The 13,505-nt window shown below is 70.0% G+C and carries 12 protein-coding genes; 6 read left to right on the forward strand and 6 right to left on the reverse strand.

The window, feature by feature from the left end; genetic code table 11:
* Positions 1–21: 21 nt before the first annotated feature.
* Positions 22–1,395, forward strand: a complete 1,374-nt coding sequence (locus tag DFQ13_RS29425) for a PepSY-associated TM helix domain-containing protein (RefSeq protein ID WP_233427690.1) — start codon at positions 22–24, stop codon at positions 1,393–1,395.
* Here the strand turns inward: DFQ13_RS29425 and DFQ13_RS29430 are convergent.
* Positions 1,376–1,642: a VOC family protein gene (locus DFQ13_RS29430; protein ID WP_233438630.1), complete on the reverse strand. Its 267-nt coding sequence runs from the start codon at positions 1,640–1,642 to the stop codon at positions 1,376–1,378. The two genes, DFQ13_RS29425 and DFQ13_RS29430, sit on opposite strands and share 20 nt — an antisense overlap.
* A 243-nt stretch (positions 1,643–1,885) precedes the next feature.
* On the opposite strand from DFQ13_RS29430, the gene DFQ13_RS29435 reads away from it, so the two are divergent.
* From DFQ13_RS29435 to vanX, 3 genes are read left to right on the forward strand one after another with little or no spacing between them, the layout of a single operon-like run.
* Positions 1,886–2,842 carry a D-isomer specific 2-hydroxyacid dehydrogenase family protein gene (locus DFQ13_RS29435; RefSeq protein ID WP_035283908.1) on the forward strand — a complete coding sequence of 319 codons (957 nt, stop codon included), beginning with the start codon at positions 1,886–1,888 and terminating at the stop codon, positions 2,840–2,842.
* On the forward strand, positions 2,839–3,864 hold the full coding sequence (gene vanA, locus DFQ13_RS29440) for a D-alanine--(R)-lactate ligase (protein ID WP_110082123.1): 1,026 nt from the start codon (positions 2,839–2,841) through the stop codon (positions 3,862–3,864). Before DFQ13_RS29435 ends, vanA begins: the two co-directional genes overlap by 4 nt.
* The gene (vanX, locus tag DFQ13_RS29445; RefSeq protein WP_110082124.1) at positions 3,864–4,472 is read left to right on the forward strand and encodes a D-Ala-D-Ala dipeptidase VanX; all 609 of its coding nucleotides are present in this window, start codon (positions 3,864–3,866) and stop codon (positions 4,470–4,472) included. Before vanA ends, vanX begins: the two co-directional genes overlap by 1 nt.
* Positions 4,473–4,536: 64 nt before the next feature.
* Here the strand turns inward: vanX and DFQ13_RS29450 are convergent, their stop codons facing one another.
* From DFQ13_RS29450 to DFQ13_RS29460, 3 genes are all read right to left on the reverse strand, one after another.
* Entirely contained in the window at positions 4,537–5,664 is a 1,128-nt protein-coding gene (locus DFQ13_RS29450; protein WP_110082125.1) for a sensor histidine kinase, read from the reverse strand.
* Complete coding sequence (locus DFQ13_RS29455) at positions 5,657–6,340, reverse strand: response regulator transcription factor (protein ID WP_035283864.1); 684 nt, start codon at positions 6,338–6,340, stop codon at positions 5,657–5,659. The genes DFQ13_RS29450 and DFQ13_RS29455 overlap by 8 nt, the downstream gene beginning before the upstream one ends.
* A 269-nt stretch (positions 6,341–6,609) precedes the next feature.
* Positions 6,610–7,563 (reverse strand): EamA family transporter, encoded by a 954-nt coding sequence (locus tag DFQ13_RS29460; protein WP_110082126.1) that lies wholly within the window; start codon positions 7,561–7,563, stop codon positions 6,610–6,612.
* Between the two features lie 190 nt (positions 7,564–7,753).
* Here DFQ13_RS29460 and DFQ13_RS29465 point away from each other — a divergent pair, with 190 nt between their 5' ends.
* Positions 7,754–8,290 (forward strand): Lrp/AsnC family transcriptional regulator, encoded by a 537-nt coding sequence (locus DFQ13_RS29465; protein WP_110082127.1) that lies wholly within the window; start codon positions 7,754–7,756, stop codon positions 8,288–8,290.
* 147 nt (positions 8,291–8,437) lie between these two features.
* Here DFQ13_RS29465 and DFQ13_RS29470 read toward each other — a convergent pair whose 3' ends face one another.
* A complete protein-coding gene (locus DFQ13_RS29470; RefSeq protein ID WP_181400202.1) occupies positions 8,438–10,540 on the reverse strand; it encodes a tetratricopeptide repeat protein in 2,103 nt (700 codons plus the stop codon).
* A gap of 354 nt (positions 10,541–10,894) precedes the next feature.
* Between DFQ13_RS29470 and DFQ13_RS29475 the strand changes: the two genes are divergently transcribed.
* Positions 10,895–11,623 carry a helix-turn-helix domain-containing protein gene (locus DFQ13_RS29475; protein ID WP_181400203.1) on the forward strand — a complete coding sequence of 243 codons (729 nt, stop codon included), beginning with the start codon at positions 10,895–10,897 and terminating at the stop codon, positions 11,621–11,623.
* 273 nt (positions 11,624–11,896) lie between these two features.
* On the opposite strand, the gene DFQ13_RS29480 is transcribed toward DFQ13_RS29475, so the two are convergent.
* Entirely contained in the window at positions 11,897–13,462 is a 1,566-nt protein-coding gene (locus DFQ13_RS29480; protein ID WP_233438631.1) for an alpha/beta hydrolase, read from the reverse strand.
* Positions 13,463–13,505 lie beyond the last annotated feature (43 nt).

The raw sequence follows: 13,505 nt of genomic DNA on the forward strand, positions 1-13,505 counted from the left end.
ACCAGCCGCCTGGGAGTCGCCTTGTCCTCGCCCCCCGCCGCCCCCACCCGCCGGGCCGCCGCCCGGCCGCGCCTGAGCCCCGTCCTGCAGATCGTCGCCCGGCGGCTGCACTTCGTCGCGGGCATCGTGGTCGCGCCCTTCCTCGCGGCGCTGTGCCTGACCGGGCTCGTCTACGTGTTCAGCCCGCAGATCCACGACAGCCTCTACCGGTCCGACCTGCACGTGCACCACGTCGGCGAGGTGCGCCGCCCCCTTGCCGAACAGGTCAGGGCAGCGCTCACGGCCCACCCGGAGGCGACGCTCAAGGCCGTCCTCACCCCACCCGCCGACGACCGCACCACCCGGGTGGTGCTGGCGGTCCCCGGCCCGGACGGGATCGAGGACCGCACGGTGTTCGTCGACCCGTACACCAGGCTGATCAACGGCGAGCTGACCACGGTCGAGAACCGGCTGCCCGCGAACACGTGGCTGCGCCAGTTCCACGGCAACCTGCACCTGGGCGCACCGGGCAGGCTCTACGCCGAACTCGCCGCGAGCTGGGTGCCCCTGATCGCCGTGGGCGGCCTGGTGCTGTGGCTGGCCCGCACCCGCCGCAAGCGCACCCGGCGCGAAGTGCTCCTGCCGTCCGTCCGCGACAAGATGGGGTGGACGCGGCTGCGGGCGATCCACGGCGCCGCGGGCCTGTGGCTCGCGGTCGGCCTGGTGCTCCTGGCCGGGACCGGGCTCACCATGACCCGGTTCGCGGGCGGTCGGGCGGACTCGACGATCGACCCCGGCCGCCTGCGGGCCCCCGTGCTCGCGGCGGCCCCGGTGCCGGTCCCGGCGGGTGCCCAGCCCATCGACATCGACCGCGCGGTGGTGGCCGCCAAGGCCGCCGGGCTGAGCGGCGAACTGGCCGTGACCCCGCCGTCGGGTTCGGGTACGCCCTTCACCGTCACGGAGATCTCGGACGGCCTGCCCATCCACCGGGGTGCCGTGGCGATCGACCCCTACACCGAGGGGGTGACCGAACACCTCGACTGGAGCGACTACTCGCCGGTGGCGAAGCTCAGCACCCTGGCCACGCAGTTCCACACCGGCACCCTGTTCGGCCTCGCGAACCAGATCGCCCTCGCGCTGCTGGCGGCGGCCACGTTCGCCCTGCTCGCCCTCGGCTACCGCATGTGGTGGATACACAACCCGTACCGGAGGCGGTGGGAATCGCTGCCGCGCCCGGTGTGGCGCCAACTGGCGGGCGGCCCGCTGGTCGTGGTCCTGCTCGGGGTGGCGGCGCTGGCGTGGGTGCTCCCCGCGGTCGGCGCGAGCCTGCTGGTGTTCCTGGCCGTGGACGCGCTCGTGAGCCGGTTCAAGCGGCGCAAGGCGGGACAGCCCGCGGTCAGGCCTCCGGCGTCATGAACTCCAGGCGGTTCCCGACGCAGTCGCAGGAGTAGAAGCGGCGGAAGCCCGGGAACCCGTCGTCCCAGGCGACCGCCACCCCGGCGCTCCCGAGCCGTTCGGCGAGGTCGTCCAGCGCCCGCACGACGATGCCGGGGTGCGCCTTGCGGGCGGGCCGGAAGTCGTCCTCGACGCCCAGGTGGATCTCCAGGGTGTCGCCCCGCACCCACAGCCCACCGCGAGCCGCCAGGGCGGGGGGCTTGCGCACCTCGTGCAGGCCGAGCAGGCCGACGTAGAAGCGACGGCACTCGTCCTCGCTCCCGGGCGGGATCGCCAGTTGGACGTGGCCGGTTCCGGAACCTTATCGCCCGCATATCGAAAACCGCGTACGTGCCTGCAACACCACGCCGTCTTGACTGGCGGCATGACCCACAGCGAACCGGCACGGGCAGCGGCCTGCCGCACCCGATCGCCCGCGGTCCGGCCTTTCGCCGCCGTTGCGGGAACGGGGATCACGGTCTACGGGTGCGAACAGGACGAGGCCGACCTGTTCCGGGAGATGGCGCCTCGCTTCGGCGTGCGGCCGACCATCGTCGAGGCCGCGGTGTCCGAGGCCAACGCCGCGGTGGCGGCCGGGAACCGGTGCGTCAGCGTCAGTCACAAGAACCGGATTCCCGACCGGGCTCTCCGCGCGCTCAGCCGGGCCGGCGTGGTGTACGTCTCCACGAGGAGCGCCGGGTGCGACCACGTCGACGTGGAGTACGCGAACAGCGTCGGCATCACCGTCGGGAACGTCGCCTACTCGCCGGACAGCGTGGCGGACTACACGCTGATGCTCATGTTGATGGCCGTGCGCGGCGCCAAGGCCACCATCAGGCGCACGGATGCCCACGACTACCGGTTGGGTGACGAACGCGGGAAAGAGCTGCGCGACCTGACCGTGGGGGTGGTCGGAGCGGGGCGCATCGGCACGGCGGTCATGGACAGGCTGCGCGGTTTCGGTTGTCGCGTCCTGGCCCATGACATCCGCCCCACGACCCCCGCCGAGCGCGTTCCCCTCGACGAGTTGTTGCAGCAGGTCGACGTGGTGACGCTCCACACGCCGCTCAACGCCGACACCCACCACCTCCTCGACCGCCGGCGCATCGAGGGGATGAAGCGCGGCGCGTACGTCGTCAACACCGGGCGCGGCCCACTGCTCGACACCCAGGCCCTGGTCTCCGCCTTGGAAAGCGGTGGGTTGGGTGGCGCGGCGCTGGATGTCCTCGAAGGCGAGGAGGGGATCTTCTACGCGGACCGCCGGAACGGGTCCATCGAGAACGATCTGCTGCTGCGCCTGCAGGGAATGCCCAACGTGATCATCAGCCCGCACTCGGCCTACCACACGGACCACGCGCTGGTCGACACCGTCGAGAACTCCATCGTCAACTGCCTGGACTTCGAGAGCAGGAAGCAGCACCGGACATGAGAATCGGAATAATTTTCGGGGGAGTTTCCGAGGAACACCCCGTCTCGGTCAAGTCCGCGCGGGAAATCGCCGAGCACCTCGACGCCGACAAGTACGAACCGTTCTGGATCGGGGTGACCGAGAGCGGCGCCTGGCGGCTTTGCGACGGCCCCGACCCGGGCTGGGAGGGCGGCGGTCGCCCGGTCGTGCTGTCACCGGACCGGAGCGCCCGCGGACTGCTCGTCCCGGGGCGCGGGGAGTTCGAGGTGATCGGCCTGGACCTCGTGCTGCCCGTCCTGCACGGCAAGCTCGGCGAGGACGGTGCGGTGCAGGGCCTGCTGGAGCTCTCCGGCATCCCCTACGTCGGCTGCGACGTCCAGAGTTCCGCGCTGTGCATGGACAAGTCGCTCGCGTACGTGGTCGCCGGTGCCGCGGGAATCCCGACGCCGGACTTCCGGACTGTCCTGGCGAACGAGGACGTCGACCCCGAACCGCTCACCTACCCCGTCTTCGTCAAGCCCGCGCGCTCGGGGTCGTCCTTCGGCGTCAGCAAGGTGACCCGCCGGGAAGAACTGCCGAGCGCGGTGCGGACCGCACGGCGGTACGACTCGAAGGTGCTGATCGAAGGGGCTGTCGTCGGCAGCGAGGTCGGGTGCGCGATCCTGGGGGACGGGCCGGACCTGATCGCGGGCGAGGTCGACCGGATCTCGCTGTCCCACGGGTTCTTCCGGATTCACCAGGAAAGCGCCCCGGAGATCGGTTCGGAGAACTCGACGGTCACCGTTCCCGCGGACATCCCGGAGCGGACCCGGTCGCGTGTCCAGGAGGTGGCCAAGGCCATCTACCGCGCCCTGGGGTGCTCGGGGCTGGCGCGGGTGGACATGTTCCTGCGGGAGGACGGCACGGTGGTCCTCAACGAGGTCAACACCTTCCCCGGCATGACCTCCTACAGCCGCTACCCGAGGATGATGGCGGCCGCCGGGATTCCGCTCGCCGAAGTGGTCGACCGGGCGGTGGCGTCGGCCCTGACGGGGAGGTCGTGATGGGGGAGGACTTCGTCTTCGTGGACGAGTTCGTGCCCGGAGTGCGCTGGGACGCCAAGTACTCCACCTGGGACAACTTCACCGGCAAACCCGTGGACGGGTACGCGGTGAACCGCGTCGTCGGCACGAGGGCGCTGTGCGCGGCCCTGGAGGACGTGCGGGAGAAGGCCGCGCCCCTCGGCTTCGGCCTGCTGCTCTGGGACGGCTACCGCCCGCAACGGGCCGTGGACTGCTTCCTGCGCTGGTCGCGACAGCCGGAGGACGGCCGGACGAAGCTGCGGCACTACCCGCACATCGACAGGGCCGAGATGTTCGAAAAAGGGTATGTGGCGGCGAAGTCGGGACACAGCCGGGGCAGTACCGTCGACCTGACGCTCTACCACCTGGCCACCGGCGAACTCGCGCGAATGGGCGGCGACCACGACTTGATGGACGTGATCTCACACCACGGAGCGCCGGGGGTCACGCGGCTCGAAGCGGAGAACCGCCTGCACCTCCGCTCGGTGATGGAGGCCTGCGGTTTCATCTCCTACGAGTGCGAGTGGTGGCACTACACGCTCAAGGACGAGCCCTACCCGTCCACCTACTTCGATTTTCCCGTCGCGTAGTCGAAGGTGTGCGAATGCGACTGGCGCACTCCGCTCCCGGGGGCGGATTGTGGCCCTGTGGTCATCACCGGTCGGTGCCCGGTGGCGCGATGGGAAGCTGCACCGTGACGCGGAGTCCGCCCGCGGCCCGGCGGGTGAGGGTGAGCGCCCCGTCGTGCGCCTGGGTGATGCTCTTGACGATCGCCAGGCCGAGGCCGACCCCCGCGTGGTCGTCGCGGATGCGCTGGGTGCCGCGCTGGAACGGTTCGACCAGTGTGGAGATCAGGTGCGGGGCAAGCTCCTGGCCGGTGTTCTCGACGGTGAGCACCACGGCCCTGGGGTGAACGCTGGTCGTGACCCACACGGTGCCCCGCTCGGGCAGGTTGTGGACGATCGCGTTGTGCACGAGGTTCGTCGTCAGTTGCAGCAGGAGCGCGTGGGAGCCGACGGTGGGGGCGATGTCGCCGGAGGTCTCGATGGTGGTGCCGCGCTTCTCGGCCAGCGGGAGCAGCGTCTCCGCGGCCTCCTCCGCGATGAGGGACAGGTCGACGTGTTCCCGGTTGAAGGACCGCTGGTCGGCGCGGCTGAGCAGGAGCAGCGCCTCGGTGAGGTCGATCGCCCGGGTGTTGATGAAGTGCAGGCGGTCGACGAGTTCGTCCGCCTCCCGCCTCGGGTCGCTGCGGGCCACGTCGAGGAGTGTCCGCGTGATCGCCAACGGGGTGCGCAGCTCGTGCGAGGCGTTGGCCGCGAACCTCTGCTGTTCGGCGTTGTGCGCGTCGAGCCGCGCGAGCATGGTGTCGAAGGCGTCGGCGAGCTCGCGGAACTCGTCCTCGCGGCCCTCCAACTGGATTCGGTGGGAGAGCGACCCGTTCGCGGCCAGGCGGGTGGCGTTGGTGATGCGGGTCAGCGGCGCGAGCATGCTGCCCGCCAGGACCCACCCGCCCACGAGGCCGAACACCAGCAGGAACACCAGCATCGCGGCGACCTTCGGGGCGAAGGCGCGCATCAGGTCGGCGCGGTCGGGCACGTGCGGGCCGGGCGTCCACGGCACCCCGGGAGCGCTGCGCTGCGGGGTGAGGACGATCTCCTCGGGCACGTAGCGCAGCAGGAACACCCACACCACGGCCAGCAGCAGGGCACCGGTGAGCATGAGGAACCCGGCGTAGCTGAGGGTGAGCTTGAGGCGAACGCTCGGACCGGGCGCCCTACCCACGCTCCCCGCCCCCGCGTTCCGCGTCGATGCGGTAACCCGCGCCCGCCACGGTGGCGATGATCCAGGGTTCGCCGAGGCGCTTGCGCAGCGCCGAGACGGTGATGCGCACGGCGTTGGTGAACGGGTCGGCGTTCTCGTCCCACGCCCGCGCCAGGAGCTCCTCGGCGCTGATGACCCCACCTTCGGCGGCGACGAGCACCTCGAGCACGGCGAACTGCTTCCGGGTGAGCGCCACGTAGCGCCCGTCCCGGTGGACCTCGCGGCGGAACGGGTCCAGCCGCAGGCCCGCGATCTCGCGCACCGGCGGCCTGCTGTGGGCGCGCCTGCGGTCGAGCGCCCGGAGCCTGAGCACGAGCTCCCGCAGTTCGAACGGCTTGGTCAGGTAGTCGTCGGCGCCGAGCCCGAACCCGGACGCCTTGTCGTCGAGCCGGTCGGCGGCGGTGAGCATCAGGATCGGCATCCCCCCACCGGAAGCGACGATGCTCGCGGCGACCTCGTCCCCGGAGGGCCCGGGGATGTCGCGGTCGAGGACGGCGATGTCGTAGGAGTTGACGCTCAACAGCTCCAGGGCGGTGTCCCCGTCACCGGCGATGTCGGCCGCGATCGCTTCCAGGCGCAGCCCGTCGCGGATGGCCTCGGCCATGTAGAGCTCGTCCTCGACCACCAGCACTCGCATGCTCCGATGCTACGAGCCCGCGCATATCGGCAGCATATCGAAAACCATGTTCATGCCAGCGCCGTCCGGTGGGAAGAATGGCGGATCATTCACGACGTGGTGCGAAAGGGATCACGGCTGGGATTGTCGTTCGGCATCCGCCGGGTCGGCGATCGGTGGCGACGCGCTCCACGGACCGAGGGACGACCGGGTGCCCTGCCCGCTGGGCGGCCTCGGACGCCGCGCCCCGCCCCAGGTGGGGCCGCCTCGCGTTGACGAACAGCACCGGGTCACCGCGGCGCTCCCGCCGCCACCGGGTCCACCGCGCGGCCCTCCCGCACCGGCGCTCCCTGCCTGGCCATCGCCAACTGCGACAGCGCGATCCCGGTCAGCATCGCCGCCGACCCGGTCCACTGCGCCGCGCTCAACCGCTCGCCGAGCACCAGCGCCGCCAGCACGCCGCCCACGACGATCTCCAGCGCCGCGATCAGACTCGCCGAGGTGGACGGGATCACCCGCTGCGCGATCACGCCCAGCGCGATCGCGCCCGCCATCCCCACCAGTCCCACGTACAGCACCAGCCCCCACACCGGCGCCGACCCCGCCGTGCTGGTCAGCACCTCGAACGGGAACGGCGCGAACACCCCCGCCGCCGTCAGCGCCACCGCGCCGAGGCACGCCCCCCAGGTGGCCATGACCAACGGGTCGTGCGTGCGCAGACCCCGCTCCGCCAGCAAGAACCGCCCCGCCAGGGTCACCGCGGCGGCGAGGCCGAAGGCGACACCCACCCGGTCCAACCCGCCCCCGCCGACCTCGCTGACCAGCGCGAGACCGGCGAGGAGCACCGCGATCCCCACCCACAGCAACGCCGGGACCGGCCTGCCCCGCACGAACCGGACCCACAGCGCCACGAGCACCGGGGCCAGGTACTCCAACAGCAACGCCACGCCCACGGGCAGCCGCCCGAGCGCCACGGTGTAGAGGACCTGGTTGACCGCGATCGTGACCACCCCGTACAGCGCGACCAGCCACCAGTCGCCGCGCGGAACGGACATGCGCCCCCTGCGCAGCAGCAGCGCCGCCGCGAGGAGGGCCAGCGCGCCGACCACCGTGCGCGCCTGGATCACGTTCACCGGGGACAGCCCGCTGCCCGCCAACAGCTTCAACGCGGGAGCCGCGCTGCCCATCGCCACCGCGCCGAGCGCGCCGAGCGCCAGACCGCCTGCCAGGCCCGTCCTGCTCATCGCGCGAGCACGTCCGCGGTCCGGGCGCAGCGGGTGGTGTCAGAAATGGTGGAAACCGATGGTGATATCGCGGTCGTCATCAGCCCAGCCCTCCCGATTTAACATATGTCGATTGTCGCCGGAAACGCTGTACGCGGCGGATTCCCGAACGCTTTCACCGCGATTCAGACCTGTTTTCCCCATCCGAGGAATGACAGTAGTCGAAACCCTCCGCAATGCGCTTGAAAACTTCCCGCGCCTGGCGCGAAAATATTGCGTGCCCCCGCAACCCCTCGACGACCTCGACCACCGCCTGCTGGCCCTCCTGCAACAGGACAGCGGCAAGACCCTCGCCGCCCTCGGCGACCTGGTCGGCCTGTCCCCCAGCGCGGTCCAACGCCGCATCACCCGCTACCGCGAAACCGGCCTCATCACCCGCACCGTCGCCGTCCTCGACCCCCGAACCGCCACGGACGCGCTCCTGGCCATCTGCGCGGTGACCCTCGACCGCGAGTCGGTGGAAGCCCACGAGGAGTTCCGCGCGCACCTGCTGGCGAACCCCCACGTCCAGCAGCTCTACAACGTCACGGGCGACCACGACTACATCGCCGTCCTGGCGACCACCGGCATCGGCCAACACCGGTCCGTCGCCGACGAGGTGCTGAAGTCGGCCCCGAACATCCGCCGCTACACGACGATGGTGGTCTTGGACCCGCTGCGCACGACACTCACCCTGCCGACCCGCTGAGCCACGCGCCGGTCCGGACTTCCTGATCCGGGCGTTCGCGGTGGCTCGGACCTGCCCGCGGCGCGGCACCGGACTCCGGCCGCGAAGGCGTCGGTGGAGACCGCGGTGTGCCCGTGCCTTGCGAGCACGGCAGCGCCCGCCCCGGGGTCAGCGCAGTTGGTACTGCAAGTAGGCGATGTAGCCCCGGGTGGTTTTGGTGACGGGGTTGTTGTACCCGAGGACGCGGGTCTGGTCCGGCAGGAGTTGCCGGAGTTCGTCGAGTGCTGTGGTGATGTCGCCGCTGCGCGCCCGCCAGTGGGCGATGTTGTGGCGGGTGTTGAGGACATCCGGGTGCTGGGGTCCCAGGATGTCGATCTGGAGCGGGAGCAGTTGCCGGAGTTCGTCGAGTGCTGTGGTGATGTCGCCGCCGCGCGCCCGCCAGTGGGCGATGTTGTAGCGGGTGGTGAGGGTGGCGATGTCGTGCGGGCCGAGGGTGCTGACCTGGCAGGCCAGGACGTCGTCGAGTTCGGTGAGTGCTGTGCCGATGTTCCCGGATTCAGCTCGCCAGTGGGCCAGGTTGTGGCGGAGGGCCAGGGTGTCCCGGTGCTCCCGGCCGAGGAGTGCCGTCAGACCGGCGAGGAGTTCTTCCCCGCTGGTGATGGCGGTGTCCGTTTCCCCGGCTTCGGCTTGCAGGTAGATGATGTTGTGCCGGGTGAGTAGGGCGTCCGGGCTGCCTGCCCCGAGGACCCGTTCCTGCTCGGCCAGGACCTGCTGGAGCTTCCCGATCGCCCCGTCTTCTCCAGCCACGGCTTGCCAGTAGGCCATCTTGTAGCGGGCCAGGAGGACCCTGGGGTGGTCGGGCCCGGAGTGTTCGGTGGCGGTGGAGTGCAGGTCGCGGAAGTAGTCGGCCGCCGCCTCGTGCTGCCCCGCGTCGCCGAGGCTGTTGCCGACCTGGAAGAGGACGTCGTGGCCGCCGCGGGTCCAGAGTGCGGGGCCCGCGACCTCGGCCAGGGCGATGGCGTTCGCCCGCAGGACCTCGGCCAGGGCGATGGCGTCCGGGCTCAGGGGTTTCGTGGTGTCGGTGTCCGGCCACACCTCCAGCAGCGTGTCCGCGGCCACCCGGACGCAGGTGGCCCGGTCGCCGGGTGCCATCGATTCCAGGGTCGCGCGTTGCGTGAGGGAGTGCACGCGGATCTGACCGGACTGGCCCGTCCTGGTGACCAGGGAAAGGCGGGTCAGGCAGCCGAGCGCGTCGCTCAGGTCGTCTTGCGTCGCGTCCGTGCCCACGTACTTCGTCACGGCTGCGGAGACCAGGGCGGACTCGGGGATGCCGTTGGCGTCGAGCACGGCGGCGATGTCGAGGACCTTGCCCGCGATGCCCCGCGGCGCCAGTTCGTTCGCCCGGTCCACCGACAGCGCCCACGTGGTCGCCACCGCTCGTTCCGAGGCCAACAGCTCGGTCTGGGGTGGGAAGAGGTCCTTCAGGGTGCGCCTGCGGTCATCCCAGCGGACGGCGTACGCCTCGCAGGTCAGACCGCGGTCGGCGATGTACGCCGCGACCTGGCCGATCGCCAGCGGCAGGTGGCTGACCAGTTCCCCGATCGCCCCCACCCCCCGCAACAGGTCCTGCCGACCGCGCAGGCGCTCCTCGAGGCAGGCCCGGGACTGCTCCGGGGTGAAGAGGCCGAGTTCGACGTAGCTGCGCCCCGGGGTCTGGAAAGCCGCGTCCTGACGGCGGGTGGTGGCGATGGTCCGCCCGACCGGCGACGACGGCGGCCACAGGTTCTCGATGTCCCGGGGGCGCCAGATGTCGTCCAGGACGACCAGCCAGCGGGTGCCCGTGGTGGCGAACCAACTGAAGAGCAGCTGGATCGCGAGGTCCGGGTCCTCCCGCCCGGTCAAGGCCTGGGCCAGGGCCGTGTAACCGGAAACCAGGTCCGCGCGGGAGGTCGCCGTGATCCATGCCAGGAGCTCGACCCTGTTCCCGTTCCACTCCTGGTGGGCGTATTCGGCGACCAGTTGGGTCTTGCCGACCCCGGCGGTCCCGAAGACCACCGTGCATCCGCTGGTGGTGGGGAGCGCCGTGGTGGTCGCACGCGGCTGGTAGCCCGGCGCGATGTCGGGAACCGCCCCCCACAGGCACGGTGGGGCGATCTTCCCCTGGTACGGGGACGGGCCGTGGAAGTGGACATCCCGCACGCTGCGCGCCTGGACCGCGTTGGTGGCTCGGCCACTCACGTCCATGCGGTCATGAGGGGTGTCCTCGTCCATCGGCCCATCATCGGCCATGCGAAACCGTATCCGGTACCGGACCTGACACGCCGGGGGAGAATCGCCCCGGCCTCGGACCACCTCCGACCCGCAGCGGACTGCCGACGACGACCACTGCCGAGCCGCGCGGCCGTCGGGCGGAAAGGGCCCGGGCTGAACCGAGGCGGGCGTGCCGTCTCAGCCACTGCGAACGATGCGGCTACCCACTCGCATAAGTGCCGTTGCAGTAGGGTGAAGTGACAGTGTGACGTTCGGTGGACAGGTCGAGAAGTAATCTTCAGAAGGCTTGCCGTCGCTGCTGGATTGTCTGGTGGTCGTCTCTGGACTGTCTGGCGTGACAGCGAGCAGTGGGGGGTGGGCGTGGTGTGGAGCACGCGGCAGTTGGCAGAGCTGGCCGGCACGACTGTCAAAACGGTGCGGCATTATCACCGGATTGGTGTGCTCGACCTGCCTGACCGGGCACCCAACGGGTACAAGCAGTACCACGTGGCTCATCTTGTCCGGTTGCTCCGGATCAAGCGCTTGACCGACATCGGCCTTTCGCTCGCCCAGATTCGGGAGATGGGAGGTGACGACGGTGGTTCGGAGGACACGTTCTGCATGCTTGACGCCAAGTTGGCGGATACGGTCGAGCAGCTACAGCGAATTCGCGGGGAGCTTGCGGTCCAGCGCGAGCACGGTGCTCCGTTGGATTCCCCGGCACGGTTCGGGGGCGTCGCTGACGGGCTGTTGGAGAAAGACTGGGCGATGTTGACGGTGTTCTCCGGGACTTTGCCGGATCACGCCATCGATGACCTCTGTCGGTTGATGGCGGAGCCCACCGACCGTGGTGTCGATGAGGAGTTCGATCGCCTTTCCGAGGACGCCGACGATGGGGCTGTCGCGGCGATCGCGAGCCGCCTGGCCGAGTCGATCCAGCGCAGCCACGCCCGGTTCCCGTGGATGGCGGACCCGTGCTCCGGGGGAACGCGGCGCCAAGAGCTCGCCGAGGCTGCGATCGGATCTGCTGTCGTCGAGCGGTTCAACGCCGCCCAGCTCAAGGCCCTCGCTCTCGCACACGCACAAGTGCGGGCGGGAAACTGATCGAAGGCACGTGGCCGAATGTGCGTATGTCGTTTCGGTGGGCGACCGGACGGCAGTCCGCTCAGCTTCCGATATCGACCCACGGGAAACGTCGTTGATCATGCTCATGGCGCCGAGTGTCGGGTGTGGCCCGAGGGCGGAGTCGACCTCAGGTGCCTGAAAAGGTGATCCGGCGTTTCAGGGGAACGCTCGCAAGCGAGGAATTCGCCGGTCGGCGGCCCGGCTGAGCCTGCTCGTATCGCCCTCGCAAGCTCAGCCGGGCGCCGCATCGCGCTATTCCGGGGATGCCTTGCAGCGCTGGTCTCGAGGCAGGCTGCCGTCAACCAGGTACGTGGTGGTGACGTTCAACGCGCAGGCGTTGCCGCCCACGACGTAGACCCCGTGCCCGCTGCCTTCGACGCTGACCATCCGGGATCGCTGCGCGAACTTCTCCCGCAGCAATTCGCCGCCGCGGTGCGGAGTGGGCACGTCGTGCTGGTTCTGCAGGATCAGCACGTTCCGGGGACCTTTGTCGTTGACCGGCACCGGTGGCTCGGCTGGTCGGTGTGGCCAGTAGGCGCAGGGGGTGATGTTCGCAGCGGACGCCCCGAAAAGCGGGTACCGCTGGCGGTCTTCGGCCACCGCGCGCCGGTAGGTGTCGATGTCGGTGGGCCATTCGACGTCGTTGCAGGTCACGGCGAGGAACACGGTGAGGAAGTTGTCCGTGGGCAGCAGCTCGGTTTTCGTGTTTGCCCGCAGGCCCGGTGCCGAGGGGCTGTCCTGGCGCAGGATCTGCCACAACTGCGCTGTTTTCGCGTACAGCGACTCGTTGAACAAGTTGCCGAAGAGGTTGAGCCGGAACAGTGAACCGTCCAGGCCGTCCACGGGCTGCTTGTCGAGTTTTTCGGCAATCTCGAAGTAAGTTCGGCGCACCTGCGCGGGTGTACGGCCGAGACCGTAGGCACCGTGTCGTTCCGCGGCCCATTCGGCGAAGTCCGGGAACGTCTGCTCCATGCCCAGCGCATAGCGGCGCATGCCGTCGTGGTCGAGGTGGGTGTCGCCGACGTTGCTGTCGAGCACGATCCGGTCTGAACGCTCGGGGAACATCGAGGCGTAGGCGGCCCCCAGGGCTGAACCATAGGAGAGGCCGAAGAAGCTGGTTTTCCGCTCACCGAGCGCGGCCCGGATGCGGTCCATGTCGCGAGCGTTGTTCGCGGTGGTCAAGTGTCGCAACCTGTTGTCGCGGTCATTGGCCGTGCACTGCTCTGCGACCCGCTTCGCCACAGCGGCCTGCGCGGTGACCGCCGCGTCGTCGACCGCGTAGGGCGGGATGTTGGCCAAGTACGGCCCGGTGGTGGTGAAAGCGCAGCTCACCGGTGCGGAGCGGCCGACACCACGGGTGTCCACCCCGATCAGGTCATAGCTGTCCAACACACTGGTCGGCAGCCCCTTGTTCGCCAGTTGCGCGGACAGAACCAGACCCGAACCGCCGGGACCACCGGGGTTGAGAATCAGCACGCCCCGGCGTTTGCCCGGGTTCGTGCTGGCGAGCCGGGAGATCATCAGGTTGATCTGAACACCGCCCGGGTCGGTGTAGTCCAGCGGAACCGGCACCACGGCGCATTGCAGCTCACGTGGAGCGGCTCCCGCCACCACGTCGTCGGGGCAGGCGGTCCACCCCAGCCGCGTCGCCTGCGCGTCGGCCATCGCGGGCGCGGCCAGAGGGACACTCAAGCCGAGCACGGCCGCGAGAACCCACCCACGGCCGAGTCGATGTTTCCAGTGCATGGTCGTTCCCCCGCCCGTCTGATCCGGTGATTTGCGAACCCATCCCAGCTCATGCCCTTGGGGCAAGGTCAACCACGGACCTTCTGCCCAGGTGAAGCGCACTGCGGGCAGGTGA

Origin of the sequence: Actinokineospora spheciospongiae (genome assembly GCF_003182415.1) — a bacterium.
Taxonomy (GTDB): Bacteria; Actinomycetota; Actinomycetes; order Mycobacteriales; family Pseudonocardiaceae; genus Actinokineospora; species Actinokineospora spheciospongiae.